Origin of the sequence: Halorientalis regularis (assembly GCF_023698535.1) — an archaeon.
Classification (GTDB): Archaea; Halobacteriota; Halobacteria; order Halobacteriales; family Haloarculaceae; genus Halorientalis; species Halorientalis regularis.
The window spans coordinates 231643-252815 of the sequence record NZ_JALJCL010000001.1 but is presented as its reverse complement, the minus strand read 5'-3'; the positions used below and the strand labels follow the sequence as shown (position 1 = coordinate 252815).

The 21173-nt window shown below is 65.9% G+C and carries 21 protein-coding genes; 10 read left to right on the top strand and 11 right to left on the bottom strand.

Annotated elements, in window-relative coordinates:
• Positions 1-74 precede the first annotated feature (74 nt).
• Positions 75-524, bottom strand: a complete 450-nt coding sequence (locus tag MU521_RS01360) for a universal stress protein (protein WP_092686716.1) — start codon at positions 522-524, stop codon at positions 75-77.
• Between the two features lie 100 nt (positions 525-624).
• Between MU521_RS01360 and MU521_RS01355 the strand changes: the two genes are divergently transcribed.
• Positions 625-873, top strand: coding sequence for a DUF7385 family protein (locus MU521_RS01355; protein ID WP_092659620.1), 249 nt, complete (start codon positions 625-627; stop codon positions 871-873).
• 64 nt (positions 874-937) lie between these two features.
• Entirely contained in the window at positions 938-1333 is a 396-nt protein-coding gene (locus tag MU521_RS01350; protein WP_092659622.1) for a hypothetical protein, read from the top strand.
• Positions 1334-1348: 15 nt separating this feature from the next.
• Here MU521_RS01350 and MU521_RS01345 read toward each other — a convergent pair whose 3' ends face one another.
• Positions 1349-2569, bottom strand: a complete 1221-nt coding sequence (locus tag MU521_RS01345; protein WP_092686720.1) for an acyl-CoA dehydrogenase family protein — start codon at positions 2567-2569, stop codon at positions 1349-1351.
• Between the two features lie 199 nt (positions 2570-2768).
• On the opposite strand from MU521_RS01345, the gene MU521_RS01340 reads away from it, so the two are divergent.
• Both MU521_RS01340 and MU521_RS01335 read left to right on the top strand, forming a co-directional pair.
• Positions 2769-3935 (top strand): CaiB/BaiF CoA transferase family protein, encoded by a 1167-nt coding sequence (locus MU521_RS01340; protein ID WP_092686723.1) that lies wholly within the window; start codon positions 2769-2771, stop codon positions 3933-3935.
• Between the two features lie 63 nt (positions 3936-3998).
• The gene (locus tag MU521_RS01335) at positions 3999-4979 is read left to right on the top strand and encodes an LLM class flavin-dependent oxidoreductase (RefSeq protein ID WP_092686726.1); all 981 of its coding nucleotides are present in this window, start codon (positions 3999-4001) and stop codon (positions 4977-4979) included.
• Positions 4980-4991: 12 nt separating this feature from the next.
• Here MU521_RS01335 and MU521_RS01330 read toward each other — a convergent pair whose 3' ends face one another.
• The 9 genes from MU521_RS01330 to MU521_RS01290 all read right to left on the bottom strand — a co-directional run bounded on the left by MU521_RS01330 (position 4992) and on the right by MU521_RS01290 (position 14657).
• Complete coding sequence (locus tag MU521_RS01330) at positions 4992-5294, bottom strand: hypothetical protein (RefSeq protein WP_092686729.1); 303 nt, start codon at positions 5292-5294, stop codon at positions 4992-4994.
• Positions 5295-5554: 260 nt separating this feature from the next.
• Entirely contained in the window at positions 5555-6337 is a 783-nt protein-coding gene (locus MU521_RS01325; RefSeq protein WP_092686732.1) for an SDR family NAD(P)-dependent oxidoreductase, read from the bottom strand.
• Between the two features lie 129 nt (positions 6338-6466).
• Positions 6467-7189, bottom strand: a complete 723-nt coding sequence (locus tag MU521_RS01320; RefSeq protein WP_092686735.1) for an HAD family hydrolase — start codon at positions 7187-7189, stop codon at positions 6467-6469.
• The gene (locus MU521_RS01315; protein WP_092686738.1) at positions 7186-8175 is read right to left on the bottom strand and encodes an MBL fold metallo-hydrolase; all 990 of its coding nucleotides are present in this window, start codon (positions 8173-8175) and stop codon (positions 7186-7188) included. The genes MU521_RS01320 and MU521_RS01315 overlap by 4 nt, the downstream gene beginning before the upstream one ends.
• 161 nt (positions 8176-8336) lie before the next feature.
• Positions 8337-9914 carry a class I adenylate-forming enzyme family protein gene (locus MU521_RS01310; protein ID WP_092686741.1) on the bottom strand — a complete coding sequence of 526 codons (1578 nt, stop codon included), beginning with the start codon at positions 9912-9914 and terminating at the stop codon, positions 8337-8339.
• Positions 9915-9990: 76 nt separating this feature from the next.
• Positions 9991-11157, bottom strand: coding sequence for an ABC transporter permease (locus MU521_RS01305; RefSeq protein ID WP_092686744.1), 1167 nt, complete (start codon positions 11155-11157; stop codon positions 9991-9993).
• Between the two features lie 22 nt (positions 11158-11179).
• A complete protein-coding gene (locus tag MU521_RS01300) occupies positions 11180-12361 on the bottom strand; it encodes an ABC transporter permease (RefSeq protein WP_092686747.1) in 1182 nt (393 codons plus the stop codon).
• Positions 12358-13077, bottom strand: a complete 720-nt coding sequence (locus MU521_RS01295; RefSeq protein ID WP_349356953.1) for an ABC transporter ATP-binding protein — start codon at positions 13075-13077, stop codon at positions 12358-12360. Before MU521_RS01295 ends, MU521_RS01300 begins: the two co-directional genes overlap by 4 nt.
• A gap of 74 nt (positions 13078-13151) precedes the next feature.
• Positions 13152-14657: a COG1361 family protein gene (locus tag MU521_RS01290; protein WP_139171019.1), complete on the bottom strand. Its 1506-nt coding sequence runs from the start codon at positions 14655-14657 to the stop codon at positions 13152-13154.
• Between the two features lie 219 nt (positions 14658-14876).
• On the opposite strand from MU521_RS01290, the gene MU521_RS01285 reads away from it, so the two are divergent.
• From MU521_RS01285 to MU521_RS01260, 6 genes are all read left to right on the top strand, one after another.
• Positions 14877-15650 carry an SDR family NAD(P)-dependent oxidoreductase gene (locus MU521_RS01285; protein ID WP_092686759.1) on the top strand — a complete coding sequence of 258 codons (774 nt, stop codon included), beginning with the start codon at positions 14877-14879 and terminating at the stop codon, positions 15648-15650.
• Positions 15651-15773: 123 nt separating this feature from the next.
• Entirely contained in the window at positions 15774-16775 is a 1002-nt protein-coding gene (locus tag MU521_RS01280) for a TIGR04024 family LLM class F420-dependent oxidoreductase (RefSeq protein ID WP_092686762.1), read from the top strand.
• 250 nt (positions 16776-17025) lie between these two features.
• Positions 17026-18045, top strand: a complete 1020-nt coding sequence (locus MU521_RS01275; RefSeq protein WP_245681119.1) for a TAXI family TRAP transporter solute-binding subunit — start codon at positions 17026-17028, stop codon at positions 18043-18045.
• Positions 18046-18087: 42 nt separating this feature from the next.
• A complete protein-coding gene (locus MU521_RS01270; RefSeq protein ID WP_092686768.1) occupies positions 18088-20460 on the top strand; it encodes a TRAP transporter permease in 2373 nt (790 codons plus the stop codon).
• 131 nt (positions 20461-20591) lie between these two features.
• A complete protein-coding gene (locus MU521_RS21785; protein ID WP_432613029.1) occupies positions 20592-21062 on the top strand; it encodes a response regulator in 471 nt (156 codons plus the stop codon).
• Complete coding sequence (locus tag MU521_RS01260; protein WP_175452730.1) at positions 21005-21154, top strand: hypothetical protein; 150 nt, start codon at positions 21005-21007, stop codon at positions 21152-21154. The genes MU521_RS21785 and MU521_RS01260 overlap by 58 nt, the downstream gene beginning before the upstream one ends.
• The last annotated feature ends 19 nt before the right edge of the window (positions 21155-21173 follow it).

The following is a 21173-nucleotide window of genomic DNA, read 5'->3' as shown; positions in this document are numbered from 1 at the left end:
GTTATAAGTAATCCCCGTTGGCCCGTGGGTTGGGAAAACGGTGAGCGATCAGTCAACGTCCCCGGGTGTGGCCCTCAGTCGGCATGCCGGACGATGTGTACGTCGTAGCGCGGGTCCTCCGAGACGGGGCTCCCGACGCTGGTGACCGGGGTCGAGACGCGGCCGGCGTTCTCGCTGCCGATGAACACGATTGATGCGTCCACGTCGTCGGCGACGTGTCTGATCGTCCGCGTGATGTCGTCGATGACGGTCGCGGTCATCGAGTCGCTGGTCTCGGGGTGTTCACACCGGTAGGTCGCGTTCGGCGCGACTTCCTGGACGGTGCGTTCGAACTCCTCACAGACGGCGGCCTGATCGTAGGTGCCGTCCTCGTCGATCCAGCCGCGCTCGCGGGCGAACTCCTCGTCGTCGGGGATGATCGTCAGCGCCACGACCTCTTCGTCGCGGTAGTCGGCGAACTCGCTCGCGCGTTCGAGCGCCGTCCGGGACAGCGCCGAGCCGTCGAACGGGACCAGAAGCGTCATGCAGTCGGATTCTCCAGCCCGCGTCTTAACGGCCGGGGAGCCGGCAACGCCTCCCGAACCGCTCCGGACATTGATGCCGTTCCGTGACCTACTCTCCCACATGGAAACGCTGGGCGACGACGACGGCCCCATCGACGTCCACGACTACCGGCACGGGCTCAAACTTCTGAAAGAGACCCGCGACACCAGCCACTGGGCGAACAAGAAGGGATACGCCTGTCCCGCCTGCGGGAAGCCCTTCGAACAACTGTTCGTCTCCGAGAAGACCGACAACACGTTCACGCCGTCGTCGGTGACGCCCTTTTGCATCCGGCACGAACCCAACCGGATCCTGATGTTCAGGCATTGAAACGGGCGAATCATTCCTCGATATGCGGGACGGAGTTATGCCACTCCAAACCCTGGTAGAGTTGATGTCAGAATCGACAGGCACGTTGCCGGACCCGGACGAGTACGAGTGGCGGTTCGAGAAGCGCGGCCCGGTCGGTATCTGGTTCATGCAGGGCTGGCAGGGGTTCGCCGACGACGACCTCGACGCCGCGAGTGATCACTACCGAGAGCGCGGCAAACGCGACGACATCGAAGCGACGCTGGCCGTCTTCGGCGACGGCACGAACCTCCCGAAAGAGACCCAGGAGTACATGGGTGAGGCCTGGTCGGAGAACGGGGAATACACGGGCGTCGACAGGATCGGATTCGTCTCCGAGGGAACGACCGCGATGGCAGTGAAATCGAACGTCGAGGTGCCCGGTGCCGCGGTCCGCAGTTTCAGTGACCTCGACGACGCAGTCGACTGGGCGTCGGAGTAACCGCCGGCCGTCGATCTACGACACGCCCAGTTGCTTCGCGATGGTGTTGAGTTGGATCTCGTCGGTGCCTTCGACGACCCGCAGGATCCGGGCGACGTGAAGGTGGTCCATGAACGGATTGTCTTCGGAGAGCCCGTTCCCGCCGTGGACCTGCACCACGTCGTCGGCGATGTCGAAGTAGACGTTCGTCGCGAGGTACTTGAAGATCGACGACTCCTCGATGGCCTGCTCGCCCTGGTCCATCTGCCAGGCGAGTTTGAGGCCGGCGGCGTCGGCGGCGTAGTTCCGCGCCCGCCCCTCGGCGAGTTTGTGGGAGATGCCCTGGAACTTCCCGATTGGTCGCCCGAAGGCCTCCCGGTCGTTGGCGTACTCGACGCCTTTCTCGATGAGGTGTTCGGCGTAGCCAACCGCTTCCGCGCCGAGTTCCAGCCGTCCCAGCGAGAGGAAGTCCATGGCGTTGTAGAATGCCGTGTCGGGCTGTCCGAGGACCCGGTCCTCCCCGAGGCGCACGTCGTCGAACAGCAACTCGGCCTGCATCCCCTCCAGCCCGACGGCGTTGTTCATCGACCCGAGCTCGAACTCGTCGGGCTCGACGATGAAGCAGGTGATCCCGCCGTAGCGGCCGGCCTCCTCCTGGGGTGTCGTCCGCGCGAACACCTGTACGAAGTCGGCGTAGGGCGCGTTCGTGATCCACTGCTTCTGCCCGTTGAGGACCCACTCGTCGCCGTCTTTCTCGGCGTGGGTGTCCATGTTCGGCGAGTCCGACCCCTGCCCGGGTTCGGTCTGGGCGAAGGCCGTCGACACCTCGCCCGCCACGGCCGGCTTCAGGTACTTTTCGACCTGTTCACCCTCGGCCTGCATCAGGAGTGGCTTGGGGCCCTCGGGGCCTGCGAGGATGTACTCCGTCAGGCCGATGCCGTGGCTCGCGACGTGTTTTTTCGCCCGGTACCAGGTGACGTTCGAGACGTCCTCCCCGCCCACGTCCTCGGAGAGGTTCATCGCGTAGTAGCCCGCGTCCGCGCTCTTCTTGCGAATCGTCTCGATGGCGTCGACGACTTCTGGGACCAGCCGCCCGTCGTCCTCGTGGCGCAGTCGCGGGTTCTCCCACGTCTCGCCTAGGTCGTCCCTGATCGGTTCCACTTCCTGCTCGATGAACTCGTCGAGACTGTCGAGGATGAGCCGTGTCTCCTCGCCCGTGTCGAAACTGACCGACCGTTTCTTGTTTTCTGTTGCCATGGCAAGAGTGAACGCGCGCTATTGCTATGAAACCACCGCTCGAGCACAGGGGTGGCCGGGCGAGACTCGTAAGCTGAGTGAACGGATTGTTCCCGGCGGTTCGTACGGGACGCCGTGCCAGAAAGCGGCGTCGAGCTGGTGGCGTGGCGGTCGCGAGTTCGGGACGGGGGCTTATGGTCGTGGCCTCGGGAGGAGGGGTATGCGACTCGACGGAGTACGCGTGCTGGACCTCTCGCGACTGTTGCCCGGCCCCTACGCGACGCAACTGCTCGCCGACGCCGGTGCCGACGTGATCAAGATCGAAGACACGGACGCTGGGGACTACGCGCGAATCCTCCCGCCGTACACCGACGCGGGCGTCGGCGCAATCTTCGACGCGGTCAACCGGGGGAAGCGAAGTGTCGCCCTCGATCTGAAGACCGACCGCGGTCGCGAGGCCTTCCTAGACCTCGCCGCCGAAGCCGACGTGGTGTTCGAGCAGTTCCGCCCCGGCGTCGTCGAGCGTCTGGGCGTCGACTACGAGGCCGTCCGAACGGTCAACGACGACGTGATCTACTGCTCGCTCTCGGGCTTCGGCCAGGACGGCCCCCACGCCGACCGGGTGGGGCACGACCTCAACTACGTCGGGATGGCCGGCTTGCTGGACATGACCCGCGCGGACGAAGAAAGCGAGCCACAGATGCCCGGCTACCCCGTCGGCGACATGGCCGGCGGACTGTTCGCCGCCTTCTCGGTCGTCGGAGCACTGCTCTCTCGCGAGTTAGGCAACACCGCCGGCGAGTACGTCGACGTGGCGATGACCGACGTGGTGGCCTCTTTCTCACAGGCCGTCGCCCACGACGCGCTCACCGGCGGTGACCCCCGCCCGGGTGACACGGAACTCTCCGGGTCCCTGCCGTGGTACGACACCTACGAGACCGCCGACGGCAACTACGTCACGCTCGCGGCGCTCGAACCGAAGTTCTGGGATGCCTTCTGCGAGGCAGTCGGGCGCGAGGAGCTCGCGGACGCGCACATGACCGGCGACCCGGCAGAACGCGAGGCCGTGCGCGAGGAACTCGAAGCCCTGTTTGCCGAGCGGACGCGCGAGGAGTGGGAGGCCGAACTCGGCGACACCGAAGCGATGGTCGCGCCTGTCCGGACGCCCGCCGAAGCACTCGACAGCGAGGCCGCGGACGCTCGCGACCTCATCGATCACTCGGGGACCGTGCCCCGCGTGGGGTTCCCCGCTCAGTCGACCGCGGAACCGGAGGAGGCCGCCGGCGCGCCGCCCGGCCACGGCGAGCACACTGACGACGTACTCGAAGCGGCGGGATACGACGCCAACCGGATCGCCGACCTCCGCGAGGACGGCATCATCGAGTAGTCGTCGATACTGGCGACTCCGCCGGAGGGAGCTTTTTGTGTCGGGGCGGCGATTGCGGTGACCATGCAACCGGGCCTGCTCTTGCCGCCTGCCGACGTGATGGACCCGACCGGCGTCGCGACCACCGCCGAACAGCTGGGCTACGGCTCCGTCTGGATGCCGGAACTCTGGGGGAGCGACGCGTTCGTCCAGCTCTCGGCGGTCGCCGAGGCGACCGAGACCGTCCAGTTGGGCACCGCCATCGCCAACGTGTTCTCGCGCTCGCCGGCCGTCCTCGCGATGGCCGCCGCAACCGTCGACCGTTACGCCGACGGCCGGATGGTGCTGGGAACCGGTGTCAGTACGGCCAAGGCCATCGAGGACCTCCACGGGTTGGAGTTCGAGAACCCGGTCCGGCGCGCGCACGAGACCATCGCCATCGCCCAGCGCTACCTCTCGACCGACGACGGTACCGTTTCCTACGACGGCAAGCTGTTCGAGGTCGAGGACTTCGAGCCACTCGGTCGGGACGTGCCGGTCTATCACGCTGCGCTCGGCCCGGCAAACCGCCGGGTCGTCGCGCGGTTGGCCGACGGCTGGATTCCGCACAACGTGCCGTTCCCGGACTTGCCCGCGGCCTTCGAGGATATCGAGGAGACGGCCGCAGAGGCGGGACGGGACGCCAGCCAGATCACGGTCGCACCCTACGTCCCCTCGGCGGTCAGCGACGACGACCCCGACGCCGCTCGGGACGCGATCCGGGGGCACGTCGCCTACTACGTCGGGAACGGCGAGGGCTACCGGAAGGCCGTCGCCCAGCGGTTCCCCGACCAGGCCGAGACGGTCGCGGAGCGGTGGCAGGCGGGCGACCGCGACGCGGCCAAGGCCGCGGTGACCGACGAGATGGTCCACGCGCTGGGCGTCGCCGGGACGACCGAGGAGGCTCGCGAGCGACTGGCCGAGCTACAGGACGGGTTCGTCGATTTGCCCATCATCACGGTGCCACGACAGGCCGCCGGCGAGATGGCGATGTCGACGATTCAGGCGCTCGCGCCGGACGCCTGACGTGCCTTTGCGTCAGGATTCGACACCGCCGCGGCTGATCGTGAGGACGCCACCGGCGAGCAGGAGTCCGCCGACGAGCAGCGGCAACACCGTGACTGTGTGCCAGTTACAGCCGTCGTACCAGGTGATCGCCAACTGTCCGAGGTCGAACCCTGTCAGTCGAAGGCCCGTCGGATCGGCACCGATGGCGTCGTAGACTCGTCCCCCGACACCGGGACAGCGACGCTGGGTACTACCGCCGAGCGTGAGAATCGACAGCGCACAGAGGACGCCGAACCCGATTAACCCGTAGCCTGCGAGTCGTGACCTGAGCATGGTCGTGGTTCGTGTACAGGATGGACCTCACCAATATGTAGCGGAGGGACAAGTCTCCGTTTGAGTCACTGGCAGTTCGTCCGCCGAGCGCGCCGTGCGCGCGAGGCGGGTCACTCGACGCGAGCGTTGCGAGGCGCGACTTTCGGGAGCGCCTCGGTAGGCGAGCGGTGAAACCGCGAGCCAGTGAGCGTCGAGAGAGGTTTTCACGCACGTTTTTGCAAAGGGGGTCGCCAGCGGCGACCCCCTGCAGTAAAAAGGCGCTAGTACGTGAACAGATCGACGCCGCCGGTGACGCCCATGACCTGGCCGGTGATGTACTCGGCCTGCTCGGAGGACAGATAGGCGACCAGATTGGAGACGTCTTCTTCGCTGCCGAGCTTGTCCATCGGCGTGGCGCGGGCGATGTCGGCCCAGTGTTCGTTGATGTTCTCCAGCTGGTCGTGGGGCAGTTCGGCGAGGTCGCCGACGACGATGGTCGGCGCGAGGATGTTGGAGGTGACGCCCTCGGGCGCGCCCTCCAGGGCCAGCGTCTTGCCGAAGCCGATGAGACCGGCCTTCGTGGTGGAGTAAGATATCTGGCCGTAGCCACCTTCCCAGCCGGCGAGCGAGGACATCGTGATGATGCGGCCCCAGCCCCGATCACACATGTTGGGGAAGATTTCGCGGGTGATGTTGTAGGTTCCCGTCAGGTTGACCGAGAGGTCGCGGTCCCAGATGTCGGGGTCGAGGTCGCCGGCCGTGCCCACGGCGTCCACGAGGCCGGCGTTGTTCACGAGGATGTCGACGCCGCCCGTGGCATCCTGGAGGTCCTCGACGACTTCGCCGACCTGATCGCGGTCGGTCAGGTCACACTCGATGGCGATGGCCTCGCCGTCGTAGTCGCCGTCGTTGATCTCGTCGGCGACGTCCTGCGCGCCGTCCTCGTCCACGTCGAGGACGACGACCTCCGCCCCTTCCTGGGCGAACGTCTTACAGTCTTCCTCACCGATGCGGCCCGCACCCCCCGTCACGAGGGCCGTCTTGTCGTCAAGTCCGAAATCCATTGCACCAGTCCTCTACCGAACACACTTTGTTAACAGTTCCTCCTCAGAAGGGAGGGGGGTTTATCAGTCCGTGCCGTATTCTCGTCGAAAAACAGCGGCAGCGGGCTGCTCGTGTCTATCCCGAATCTACTAGACGCCGATGACCGCCAGCAGTTGCCGGTGGTCCTCGATGGCGTAGTCGATTGCGTCGTCACCGACGACCCGGTGTCCGTTCCGGCCGACTTCGGCGGCCCGTTCGAACGCGGTGCCGTTGTAGGCAACGGTATCGAGGCCCGCTTCCGTGCCGCCCTGCATGTCGTGATCGTAGCGGTCGCCGATCATCAGCCCGGTCGCGGGGTCGATGTTGGCCTTCCCCAGCGCGTCCTCGAACATGCGCCGGTCGGGTTTCTTGTAGCCGACGGCCTCGGAGGTGGTCACGCCGTCGAAGGCGTCGTCGATGCCGAACTGGTCGAGCATCCGGTGGGCTTCGCGGGTGTCGATGTCCGAGACGATCCCCAAGTAGACGCCGGCGTCGTCCAGGGCCTGGATGGTCTCGATGACGTTGGGTTCGGTCTCCATCGCCGCTTTCGTCGCTGCCTCGAATCCGGGTTCCCAGTCCTCGCGGTCGAGGTCGCCGTCCACGATGGCCTGGAAGGCCTTGTGGTACCCTTCGGCCGCGGACATGTACTCGGTCCCCTCGGCGGATTTGAAGTGCTCGCCCAGTCGTTCCCGCCAGGTTTCCAGTGCGGGTTCGGGGTCGAGGTCGCGTTCGGCGGCGAATTCCTGAAGGTAATCGACGTAGCCCTGGCGGATCGAGGGCAGTGAAACGATGACGCCGCCGATGTCGAAGAAGACGGCCTCGTACTCGGTCATGCGACCTCGTAGCGACGGACGCCGTGGTCGTCGGTCTCGCTGGTCAGGACGCCCTCGCCGTCGAGGTGGGCCAGCGCGCTGGCAGTCTCGATGACGAGGTACTCCATGTTGCGGTCGCCCGAGCGCTGGAAGGCGATCTCGACGGCCGTCGAGCCGCTCCCGTCCTCGAGCGCTTCCCGGGTCCGGTCGAGCAGGCGGTCCAGACTCTCGCGGTCGTGCTGGACCCGCGCTTCGAACTCGGTGTGGGGATCGTCGTGGCCGGTGAATACGCGGTCCACGTCGAGGTCCGCCAGCGTGTCGAGGGCGGTGTAGAACTGCCCGATAGCGTCCTCGTACCCGTCGTCGAAGCCGACGTGCATCGCGACGGGGCGGAAGGTCCCGAGTGCCATGTCGCCCGAGAAGAGGACGCGCTCGCCGTCCAGGTCGGCCAGATAGCAGAGGTGGTCGGCCTGGTGGCCCGGCGTGTGGACCGTCTCGACGGTGAGGGGACCGATCTCGACGGCCTCGCCCCGACCGAGCCAGTGGTCGACGGCTTCGCTGGGGAGGAGTCTGCTGTCGCGTTTCAGCGATTCGACGGACATCTCCACCGCGTCGTCGAGGGACTCGCCCTGAACGCCGGCCGCCTGGGCGTTCGCCCGAACGGTGTCGCCCAGGTCCTCGGGGTCGCGCTCGAATCGACGCCGGATCGACGCCGGCGCGTACACTTCGGGGTCGGCGGCGTCGATGACTGCCTGTACCTGCCCGATGTGGTCGGTGTGGGGGTGGGTGACGACCAGGTGTTCGATGTCCGCGAGTTCGTAGCCGTGGGTCGCGATGTCGTCGGTCAGTTCCTCGCGGGCCGTCTCGCCCGCCATCCCGGCGTCGAACAGAATCGGTTCGGCACAGTCGACCAAGTACGCGGCGACGTTCTCCGGCGGCCAGTCCACGCTACACTCCAACCGATGAACTGTCGTCGACTCCTGCATTTGCTCTGCTTGCTCGTTCATTTTCAGAATAGGAGAGTCTTCCGACGGATAAACGTTCCCCTAGAACACAACAATGGAAACTAATCTCAGCAAAAATAGCAACAGAACCAGTTATTTGGGGCAGTTTATTTAATAGTGTATAAGAATTCGTCGTCCAGTCGGTCTCGGGCCGAGCTACTGGATCACTGGTCGTCCCGGAGTTTGTACTTTTGGATCTTCCCGCTGGTCGTCCGAGGGAGGTTGTCGACGAACTCGACGTCCCGGGGGTGTTTGTACTCGGCCAGTTCGTCCAGGGCGAACTGTTTGATCTCCTCGGCGGTCACGTCCTCGCCAGGTTCGGTGTCGGGGCGGGGAACGGCGTAGGCGACGGGGATCTCGTTGCGACGCTCGTCGTCGATCCCGACGACGGCGGCCTCGGCGAGGGCGTCGTGTTCGGTGAGCAGCTCCTCGACCTCGCTGGGGTAGACGTTGTACCCGGCGGTGACGATGACGTGTTTCTTCCGGTCGACGATTTCGTAGTAGTTGTCCCGGTCCCGCCGGGCTACGTCGCCGGTCCGGAAGTAGCCGCGTTCGGTGAACGCCGCCTCGGTCGCCTCGGGCATGTCGTGATACCCTTTCATGACCTGTGGCCCTCGCACCAGCAGTTCGCCCTCCTCGCCCGGCATCACTTCCGCGCCCGACTCGTCGACGATCTTCGAGTCGGTCATCTGGAGGGGCTGCCCGACGGTGCCCTCGCGGTGGCCGAACGCGGTCTCGTTCTCCGTGTGGGTCGCGCCGCAGGTCTCGGTCAGCCCGTACCCTTCGGTGATGTCGACGCCCGCAGTTTCCTCGAACTCGCGCTGGATGGCGACGGCCATCTTCGCGCCGCCCTCCGCCGCGACCTCCAGACTCGACAGGTCGTGATCGCCGAATCCCTCGTCGTTGACCATGTCGACGTACATAGTCGTGACGCCGACGAAGTGAGTGATCCCCAGGTCCTCGATGGTCGCCATCGCGTCGCCGGCGTCCCACCGCATCGCGCTCCTGAGGTGGAGCGATCCGCCGTACAGCAGCGGCTGCCACCCGCAGTGGATAAAGCCCGTGATGTGGTACATCGGCAACCAGATCAGGCTCTTCAGCTCCGCGGGCGTCAACGGCGCCTTCTCGTCGTCGTCGACCAGCATGTCGACGCCCTGCGCGCGGACGTTCCGGTGGGTCAACTGCACGCCCTTGGGCTGGCCAGTGGTCCCGCTGGTGTAGGGCTGGAGTGCCACGTCCTCGCTGTCACGCTCGACGTGCGTTGGCTCACCCGCCACGTCGTCGACGTGGTGGTCCTCGTCGGGAACCTGTTCGCGGTCGCCCGCCGTGATGACCACCGGATCCACGTCGGTCTCCGCCAGCGCGTCGTCGACGGTGCCCCGGAGCCACCAGTGGGTGACGATGGCCTCGGCAGCCGTGTCTTCCAGCTGGTGGACCATCTCCCTCGGTTTGTACTGGGGGTTCATGAACGAGACGGGCGTCCCCGCCTTCAGTCCACCCAGCGAGGCGATCACGTAGGTCGGCCCGTTGGGCAGGTAGAGGACGATCCGGTCGCCCGGTTCCAGCCCGAGGTCGTGGAGGCCGCCGGCGAACTCCGCCGACCGGTTCCGCAACGCCGCGTGTGTCAGCGACTCGCCGTCCATCTCGACGGCAGTCAGGTCGCCGTCCGCGTCGGCCGTCCGGTCGTGTAATTCGGCGGCGTTGCCCTCTAGCGGTTCGTCACCGAGGTCCTGGAAGTCCATGCCACCCGATACTATTCAACATCATTAATAACTACCGTCGTTCACGGACGCGAACTGGTAAGTGCAGGGGTGGTGGTCAGCCCCGGAGGGCTTCGACGGGGCGCTCGTTGGCGGCCCGCCAGGCCGGGTACGCACCCGCGACGAGACTGGTACCGATGCCGAACGCGACGGCACCGACCAGGTAGAGGATCGAACCCGACGTGAACGCGAAGGGGCTCCCGAGGAAGATGGCGTTCGCGGCCAGCACGACCAGCAGGGCCAGCGCGATGCCGATAGCCGCGCCGATGGCTCCCAGCAGGGTGGCCTCGACCAGCAGGATGCGCAGAATGTCGACCTTCGAGTAGCCGACCGCCCGGAGGACGCCGATCTCCTCGCGTCGCTTGGTCACCGACATCAGCATCGTGTTGGCGATGGAGACGCCGGCGACCAGCAGCGACAGCGAGCCCAGGCCCGCCAGGAACACGTTGATCCCGTTGACGATGGACTTGAACAGGCGGACCAGCGACGTGAGCTCGAAGACGATCAGCGTGTCTTTCCGGCCGTTGAACTCCTCGCGCAACGCCGCGGCGGCGGCCTCGGCCTCTTCGACCGATTCGGTGGTGATGCGGACCTGCCCGTACCGTCGATCACCGGTCGCTTCGATGGGCAGGTAGACCTGATCGACGCCGAACGCCTGGGTCTCTGCCAGTACGGCCGTCACGCGGTAGGCCCGGAACTCGGCGGTCTCGCCCTCGTCGGTCTCCGGAGCCAACACGATGCGGTCGCCGGGTTCGAGGTCGTACTCCGCCGCGAACTCGCTGGAGACGACGGCGCTGCGCCGCCAGTTCGCCGGAATCTCTCCCACCGCAACCTCGTGGAGCCGACGCGGGTCGTCGAGATACGTCACCGAGAGGGACCGCTGGCGATTCGACCGGACCCGATATTCCATCGACCGCGACTCCGTGGCCACGATGCCGGCCCCGCCGACCGTCTCGTCGATCCGCATCAGGTCGGTCCGGTCGAAGTACCGATCCTCCTTGTCGAAGCCCGGCGAGACGTAGACGTTCGTCGCCCCCTGCTCTTGAATCCGGTCGAGTTGGCTCTCCTTGAACGCCGCGCCGCCGGCCCCGATAGCGCCGATGGCCACGACACCGATCATGATCGCCGCGGCCGCCAGCAGCGAGCGCGTGCGTGCCCGTGAGATGTTCCGCCGGGCGATGACGACCGAGGGGAATCGACCCGTGACCCGTCGGAGCCAACTCATCGCCATACCTCCGTTCCCGACATCAGTCCAACGCCTCCACGGGCCGTTTGTTGGCCGCCTTCCACGCCGGATACAGGCCCGCCACCAGCGCGGTCACGACGCCGAAGCCGACGCCGATCCCGACGTACCGGAGTCCAGCCGCGGTGAACGCGAAGGGATCACCGAGCAGGAGCTGGTTGATGGCCATCCCGATGCCGAGTGCGAGGGGTGCGCCGATGGCCGCACCGACCACGCCGAGGATCGTCGATTCGGCGACGAGGAGACTGACGACCGCCCGCTTGGGGTAGCCGTACGCCCGGAGGACGCCGATCTCGCTCTCGCGTTCGATGGCCGCCATCAGCATCGTGTTGGCGATGGTGACCGCCGCGACGAGCAACGAGATCGCGCCGACGCCGATCAGGAACTGGTTGACGGTGCCGAAAAACTCCGTGAACTGCTCGCGTTGCTCCTGGACCTGTTCGACCCGGACGAGTTGCTCGCGGGCGTTGAACTCCCGCTCGATGGCCTGAGTCGCGGCGTCGACGGATCCGGTCGTCGTGTCGACCCGGACGATGGCCTGCTCGTAGCCGCCGCTCTCGAACTCCGACGCCGGGACGAAGACCGTCCGGTCCGCCCCCAGCGGCGCGCTGAATCCCTGTGGCTTCAGCACCGCCGCGATCTCGAAGCTCCGGTCGAACTCGTCGGTGACGTTGACCCGGAGCCTGTCGCCCGGTTCCAGATCGTTCTGGTCGGCGATTCGCGCCCCGATCACGATGGTTCGTCGCCAGTTGTCGGGCATCGTCCCGTTCCGGGCCTCGTAGAACTCGCCCGGGTTCTCAAGCCCTTTCACCCGGGCCCTGAACAGGAGCGTCCCCGACTGGGTCTGGACGAACGAGCCGGCCGGCTCGTGGACGGGCAACACCGTCGCACTGCCGGCGGCCTGTCTGATCCGGTCGATGTCGCCGTCCGAGAGTTCGGTGTTGGTGAGGTTCCCGTCCTCGAACTGGACGTCGGGCTCGACGGTCGCCGTCCCGCCGAACCCCTCGTAGGCCTCCAGTTGATCCTGTTTGAACGCCTCGCCGCCGGTACCGATAGCCCCGATAGCCACGACGCCGATGACGACGGCCGTGATGGCCAGCGCCGAGCGCAGCGTCGCACGCGAGAGGTTCCGCCTGGCCAGCGCCAGCGTCGGAAACCGGCCGACGAGCCAGCGGAGCGGGTTCACGGGTCGGGGCCCTCCTCGAAGTTCGCCCGCCGGCTCTCGGTCTCGCGGATCCGGCCGTCGATGAGCGTCACGACGCGGTCGGCGGCCTCGGCCACGTAATCGTCGTGGGTCACCGTGACGACGGCGACGTTCTCGTCACGGCGGAGTTCGTCGAACAGTTCGAGGATCCGGTCGCCGGTGTCGCGGTCGAGGTTTCCGGTCGGCTCGTCGGCTAACACGATGTCGGGGTCGTTGATCAGCGACCGCGCGATGGCGACGCGCTGTTTCTGCCCACCCGACAGCTCGTCGGGGTAGTGATCGAGTCTGTCACCCAGGCCGACGCGTTCGAGCAACTGCCTCGCCCGCTGGCGCGTCTTCGTCGGCGTCCGGTCGAGCATCCGTGGCATCTCGACGTTCTCCAACGCTGTGAGCGTCGGAATCAGGTAGAAGCTCTGGAAGACGAACCCGATCGTCTCCTTGCGTTTCCGGGTCCGTTCCCGGTCGGTGAACGTCGACACGTCCCGCCCACGCAGGCGCACGTCGCCGCTCGTGGCCACGTCCAGCAGGCCGAGCAGATTGAGCAGGGTGGACTTCCCGCTCCCGGAGGGACCGACGACCGCCACGAAGTCGGCGGGCGCGATGCCGAAGTCCACGCCTTTCAGCGCGCGGACGATCTGGCCGCCGGTCTCGTACTCTTTGACCACGTCGGTCCCGCGGATGATCGCGTCCGTCGGGATCGTCTCACTGGTCGCATGGTCGCCGGCTTCTTGCCACCTGCCGTCGTCTTCGTTCGGTTCGGGTGCCACAGCGGTCACCCCCGCCGGCGGTAGATCACGACCGCCGCGATCAGGGCCACGAGCACGACGATCGGCACGATGGGGAGCCCGCCCTGCTGTGGCGACCGATCCGGCGTCGCGGCCTGCGTGACGGGCAACTCGGTCGTGTAGTTGCGCCTGACGCCGTCGACCACGTAGCTCACCTCTACGGGGACCGTCGAGACGTTCCCTCGGATCGACGGCGTGAGCGTGAACGACGAGAAGTCGCTCGCGTCGATCGACCCGACGAAGTACTTCTTGCGCCCGACGTTCTCGGCCGCGCCCGTCGAGACGATGACCGACTGCACCGCGTCGGAGCCGACGTTGCTCGCGGTCGCGGTGATCTCGACCGTCGCGCCGCGGGCGACCGCTTCGACGCCGGTCAGCACCACGTCCCCGGGATTCGGAGGCGCGTCGAACGCTGCCTGGAACCGATCGGTTACCTGCTTGCGGGTGCCGTCGTCGGTGTAGTTCAGCGTCACCGTCACCGGGTAGGTGCCGCTCTCGGCGACGCGTGCGGGGAACCGGAAGTCGGTGGTCTCGCCGGCCTGGAGCCGGGAGGCAACTCGCTCGCTCGCGGTGAACGTCGCGACCGGTGACTCGACGGCCACTTCCACCTGGCTCAGGTCGCCGTCGAGTCCGTTCGCCACGGTGACGTTGACTGGCCGGGTCGTGCCGGGCAGTCCGTCGGCCACCGAGAGCGCCAGTTGCGGACCGTCGACAGCCGCCGTACCGCTGGCCGTGTCGAGGCGGACCGTTCGTTCGAGTTCCTGTGTCTGGCCCATGCTGTTCGTGTACTCGAGCACCGCCGTGAGACTGGCCGCGTCACCGTCCGGGAGCGACCCGGAGTAGGTGAACGTCCGCTTGGTACCGGGCTCGAGTTTCGCGTCGAGGCGCTCGGAATCGTCGATCCGGACGTTCCGGCCGTCGACGGTGAGATCGAGGCTCCGGATGGCTTCGGGCTGGCCGTTCGAGACGTTGACTGCGATCTCGCGGTACTTGCCGACCGATCCGGCCACGTCGATGCTCATCTTCGGGCCGCTCTCGGAGACGACGACCGTCACCGGATAGTGGAACTGGACCAGCTCGTCGTCGGCCGTCTCGACGGAGACGGTCAACTGGAGCTTCTTCACACCGGGGTCCTCGAACGTCGTCGTCAGCGGCGCGGTCACCGACCCGCCGGGGGTCAGCGTCCCGAGATTCCTGACCTGGCCGAACCGCTCGAAGCCGGACCGGCTCTCCAGCCGAACCGTCCGGACCTCCGCGGCCTCGGGACTGGCCGCCGCGTTCGATATCTCGGCGCTGATCTCGACCAGATCGCCGGGCGCGGGCTGTGAGGGCGTGACTTCCACGTCACTGAGCGAGATCTGTGGCCCGGCGGACTGGGTACTGTTCGCCGTGTTCGCAGCCGCGAGTGGTGCGCCGGCCGCGGACGCGACCAGCAGCACCGCGATAGCTATCGCCGTCACCGCCGATAGCGGCCGTGAGAGGGCGGTACTCATGACTGCAACCTCGGAGGGGAAGGACAGTTGGGGACCATCGTCCTATGCGTTGGTCTCCACTTCTTCCCATTAGAATTTTTTTACTTGACATTGGTAGCGGGGAAATTCACACGCCCGACCCACCACCCGCCAGCCCCGCCCGTATGTGCAGATTTATTAACATTGAGGTTGAACCCGGCATTGTTGATTAACAATGGTAACTGAAACGGAGGCAGCACGATGAGAGAGCAGTTCGCAGTCGAGGGACAGACCGCCATCGTCACGGGTGCGTCCCAGGGGATCGGTCGGTCCATCGCCGAGCGGTTCGCCGACGACGGGGCCGACGTGGTCATCTGTTCGCGCGAGCAGGAGAAAGTCGACGAGGTCGCCGAGGGCATCAACGCCGAAGACGGGGGCGAGTGTCTCGCAATCGAGTGTGACGTGACCGAGCGCGACGCGATCGAGGCGCTCGTCGAGGCCACAGTCGAGGAGTTCGGCGGCGTCGACATCCTCGTCAACAACGCCGGGGCCTCCTTCATGGCCAACTTCGAGGGCATCAGCGAGAACGGCTGGAAGACCATCGTGGACATCAACCTCCACGGTACCTACCACTGCACGCAGGCCGCGGGCGAGGTCATGCGCGAGGGCGACGGCGGTGTCATCGTCAACTTCTCCAGCGTGGCGGGCAATCGCGGTGCGCCGTTCATGAGCCACTACGCCGCCGCGAAAGCCGCGGTCTCGAATCTCACGTCGACGCTCGCTCACGAGTGGGCCGACGACGGCGTGCGGGTGAACTGTATCGCGCCCGGGTTCGTCGCCACGCCCGGCGTCGAGAGCCAGATGGGCGTCAGCGCCGACAACATCGACCGCTCGGAGGTCGACCGTCAGATCGGTCTCGAAGAGGAGATCGCCGACCTGGCCCAGTTCCTCGCCAGCGACGCGTCCTCGTACATCACCGGCGAGACCATCACGGCGAAGGGCGTCCCGGACATCATGGAAGATCCGGATATCTAGGGCCCCGATAACTCGCACCGATTTTTGACCCGGTCCCGTGAGTCACACCTGTAGCCTCGCCTCGCGGTCGAACGGCCGCCCCGAGGCGGCAACTTATTTCCCGGTTCCGGTCGGTAAAAGGGTATGGCACGTGACGTATTCCTGCCGGTCGCGGCACAGCCCAGCGTGGATACCCTCGTCGAACAGGCCCAGACTGCGGAAGAGCTGGGATACGGCCGCGCGTGGCTCCCCGAGACCTGGGGCCGAGACGCGGTGACCACACTCACGAGCATCGCCCACGGGACCGAGGAGATCGGTATCGGCACCTCCATCATGCCGATCTACTCCCGCTCGGCCGCACTCATCGGCCAGACCGCCGCCACCCTCCAAGAGGTCTCGGACGGCCGTTTCCGCCTCGGACTCGGCCCCTCCGGCCCTATCGTCATCGAGAACTGGCACGGCAAGGACTTCGACAACCCGCTGAAGTACACTCGCGAGACCGTCGAAGTCGTCAAGCAGGTCCTCTCGGGCGAGCGCGTCAGTTACGACGGCGAGTACTACGACCTCGACGGATTCCGCCTGCGCTGTGACCCGCCCGAACGGATGCCACAGATCGACGCCGCCGGGATGGGCCCCAAGTCCGTCGAACTGGCAGGCCGCTTCGCCGACGGCTGGCACGCTCTGATGCTCACGAAAGACGGCCTCCGGGACCGACTGGCCGACTTCGACCACGGTGCCGACCTGGGTGACCAGGACCGGAGCGACCAGGAGGTCACGGTCTCGCTGACCTGCTGTGTGGACGAGAACCGCGAGCGGGCGCGCCGACTCGTCAAGCAACATATCTGCTTCTATATCGGGGGCATGGGCACGTTCTACCGGGATGCGCTGGCCCGGCAGGGATACGAGGAACTGGCGCACGACATCGCGGACAACTGGGACGACGGCGACCGCGAAGAAATCGTCGCGGAGTTTCCGGAGGACCTGCTCGACGAACTCGCCGTGGCCGGTACGCCCGAGGAGTGTCGCGACCGTATCGACGAGTTCGAGGCCATCGACGGCGTCACCTCCGCATCCGTTTCCTTCCCCCGCGCAGCCGAACAGGCGGACATCCAGCGAACCATCGAGACACTCTCCCCAGATAACTGATAGGACCTGCTCGTCTCGACGAGCAGGTGACTTCGGGGGACGGACGGACTTTCCGGCCGACTTCGGGCTCGTTCCTGAAAACGTAGTGCGAACATATGCTGTGGTAGAGGCCGTTCACTACAGCCAACTGTTAAGACAGAAACTCGCCACATTTACACTTCTAATATGAAAGCCTATATATGACGTAAACGTTAATCGGGTTCCTATGCGTGGAAATGGCGGATTAGATGCCGTAGATAGACGGTCGTTCATGAAACGCTCGCTCGGTACCGCAGGGCTCGTCGGTGCCGCTGGACTCGCCGGTTGTTTCGGCGACGACGGCAGTGGCAGCGGCGAGGCTCCCGGTGCCGATGGCGGGATGGTCATGACGACCTCGACCCAGACCACGGCGGCGTACACGATGAGTACGGTCATCGCCAACGTCGTGAACCAGAACAACGACACGGTGAACGTCCAGGCCCAGCCAAGCGAGGGGACCAACGCCAACATCGGTCGACTCGCCCGGGACGAGTCCGACATCGCCTATATTCAAAACTGGACGGCGAGCAAGATCGCGAACGAGGAGGAGCCATTCAAGAACCTCGATTTCCAGCCGGTCCAGGCGTTCCACCTGTACGACCTGGCGTGGTTCATGTGCTCGGCCAACGACGGCTGGACCAGCGTCGGAGACATCGGCCAGGGTGACCGGATCTCTCCGACCCCGAGCGGTTCGGGGACCGCGGAGATGCTCGAATACGCGCTCGGCTTCGCTGAAACGGATGGCTACGAGCGTATCAGTATCGGGTACGGCACACAGGGCAGTGCTATGAGCGAAGGCCGACTCGACGCCGGTGCCGGCACGTTCGTCAACCTCGCGGTGGAGCCGAGCTGGCTCCAGCAGATGAAGAGTACAGTCGACCTCCGCCTGCTCCAGTTCCCCAGCGACGTGGTCTCCGAACTCGAAGAGGACCCGTCGGTCATCATGAGTGAGGTCGACACGACGCAGTTCGAAGGGTACGGGTACGCGCCCGACACGCTGAATACGCCGGCGCTCGCCTACAACTTCGTCACCCGGGACGACTTCGACTACGACACCCTCTACACGTTCCTGGAGACGCTGTGGGCCAACCGAGACGGTCTCGGCGAGCAGAACGCGCTGCTGGGCAAGATGGAGAACGGCGAGTTCTGGATCAAAAACGGCTACGAGACGCTCCCGTTCCATCCCGCTGCGGCCGACTTCTACAAGGAGAAAGGCGTCTGGAACGACGAGTACACGGTCGCCGAACAGTAGCGATCGGAGTCGGTTGCCACCGCAACCACGTTATCTATAGTTATGACCGATACCACGTCAGAAACCGAGATTTGGTCGCCGCGAGAGGACCTGGAGGCCTTCCGCGACCGGGGGACCGTCGAACAAGTACTGCTCGTCTTGATTACGCTCATCGGCGTCGGCCTCACCGCCGTGACGTTGTACTATGCCTGGGCCCGACCGATCGTTCGTGCCAAGTTCGCCGTCGGCTTCTTCGGCGTCGGCACGGCCCTGTACTACCTCGCGCAGGCGCTGTCCGTCGCCGAGGACCCAACCGACCGAAGCGACGCGACCTTGGTTTCGAACTGGCTGTCCGACCGGCCGTATCGCCTCGTCAGGATCGTCGACGGCATCGTCTGTTTCGTGTTGGCGACCGCCGCCATCGCGGCCAGCTTCTACGTCTTCACCAACTACCTTCGCCTCGACGGGCCCGCCCTCATCTCCGGCTTCCGGAACCTCGACCTGTACGTCGGGCTGGTCATCGTCACACTGGCCATCGACGCCACCCGACGGGCCTACGGCTGGTCCATCGCCCTCGTCGCCATCGGCTCGGTGCTGTACGCGTTCTTCGGCGAACTGATGCCCGGATTCCTCGAGCATCCCGGGTTCGCGCTCGAGGGGATCGCGACCTACGGTGCGGTTCGGCTCACCGGCGCGTTCGGGTTCATCATGGAGATCGGTGCGACCTGGGTCGCCATCTTCATCATGTTCGCCGGCCTCGCCCGCGAGTTCGGGGCTCTGGATGTCATTCTGAGCCTCGGACAGAAGTTCGGACAGAACATGAAAAGTGGCGTCGTCCACGTCGCCGTCATCTCCAGCATGGCCATGGGTTCGATCACCGGGAGCGCGGCCGCCAACGCCGCCACGACCGGTTCCTTCACGATCCCGATGATGAAAGATCAGGGCGTCCGGAAAGACTACGCGGCCGCAATCGAAAGCGTCGCCTCTTCGGGCGGACAGATCATGCCTCCAGTGATGGGGGTCGCCGCGTTCCTGATGGCCGATATCCTGGGCGTCTCCTACGTCCGAGTGATCCAGGCCGCGATCATCCCGGCGATCCTGTTTTACTTCTCGGTCGGCGTCGCCGTCCAGTTCGCCGTCCTACGGTACGGCTGGACCACCGAGAACACTGACGGTCCCGGGCTCCTGGCATCGCTGTTCAGTCGGGCTGCGCTGTTCAAATCGCTGTACGTGTTGGTCGTCGTCGCGTCGTTCTACGTGGCCCGGACCGCTCTCGGCCTCGGGATGCTCCCGTCGGCCGCGGTCGCCCTGGCGTCGCTGATCGTCGCGCGCCTGCTCCAGTCCGTGGCGCTATCGGCACACGACACCAGCCCGACCGAGGAGTTCGCTGGCGCGGTCGCCCGCTTCTACGACGGCACGCACTTCGCCATCCCGATGTCCGTGCTGGTCTACACGCTCGTGGTCATGGAGCTCTCGCCGATGGCGGCGGGGCTGTACACGTCGCTGACGATGATCGGGACGATGGTTCTCGGGAACCCGATCGCGACGCTCGCCCGCAACCTCGGCGGCCTCACTGACGAGGGTGACGCCCCCGCGACGAGTTCAGGCGTCTCCGTCGGGACGGCCGTCGAAAGGACGCTGGACACGTTCGTCGGAACGGTCTACAGGACGCTCAAGGGCTTCCGTCGCGGCGCGATGGACATGGCCCCGCTCGTGGGTGTCCTCGCCGCGATGGGCATCATCATCAGCATGTTGATCCAGACCGGGTTGACCTCCGAGATCAGCGTTCGGATGGTCGCGCTGGGTGGCGGCGTCCTGCTCGTCGTGTTGATCCTGGCGATGATCACGAGCATCCTGTTCGGCCTCGGAATGCCGACGCCGGCGGCGTACATTCTCGTCGCCACGCTTCTGGTGCGGCCGCTGGTCGAACTGGGTGTGACGCAGATCACGGCCCATCTGTTCGTGTTCTACTTCGCGATGCTGTCGGCGATCACGCCGCCGGTCGCGGTCGGTGTCGCCGTCGGCTCCCGGATCGCCAACAGCGGGTTCATGATTTCGGCCAAGCAGGCGCTGAAGATCGGTGCGGCCGGCTTCTTGATCCCGTACGCGCTCGTGGCCAACGACAGCCTCGTGAACTGGTCGCTGACCGCGACGCCGGTCGCGGTGTTCTGCGTGTTCGTCGGTGTCATCGCGCTCACGGCCACGACCATCGGCTTCGACGGCCGGCACGTCCTGGGGATCCCGCACCGGGCGGCGTACCTCGTGCTCGCTTTGGTGGCACTGTACGCCCCAGCGGCGAGTGCCTACGTCGGGAGCAGCGTGGCGATGATGCTGCAGATCACCGCGGCCGCCATCGCGCTGGCCGGCCTCGCGCTGACCCAGCTCGACCGGCTGCCGACGGCCATCACGCCCGCGCCACGAGCGCGGGACCGCTGACCGCAGCGTTCCCTCTCCCCTGCCGTTTTTTCGAGTGAACTCCGTACCGACGACCGTCCAGCGACGCCTGCCGGGACAGTATCAGTCCTGAATACGGAGACGATGGATACCTTCCACCGCCCCCTGCTACAGTGGCTCTGCTCGCGTCGGATACCCTTGATGTGCTGGTCGTCGACGACAGTGACTTTTTCGTGAGTGTCACTGCCGACAAACTCGGCGAGGAACACGGGATCGCGACGCGAACCGCCAACAGCGGCGCCGAGGCGCTGTCGATTCTCGAGGACGAATCCGTCGACTGCGTGGTCAGTGACTACCAGATGCCCGCGACGAACGGGCTCGAACTGTACCGCGGATCGAGGACCGGTACGGCATCCCCTTCCATGGTGACCGGTGAGGGCGACGAGATGGTGGCGAGCCACGCGATGAGCGTGGCGTCGACGAGTCGTTCAGGAAAGACGAGATCGCCGCGCAGGACCGACTGGAACCGCTCGCAAACCGAATCAAAAACGTCGTCGCACAGCAGCGGGCCCGCAACCGGTACGAGATGCTCGTCGACAACGCGCCCGACGAGGTCGTCGTCGTCCACGACGGCGAGACCGTGACGGAGGCGACCTGCCTCACCGGTGACGGCGGCGACGCCGGAGACGCCGGAGACGACGGCGGCTCCTTCGGCCGTCTATCCGGCAGCGTGTGACGTACCTCGGGGACAAGCC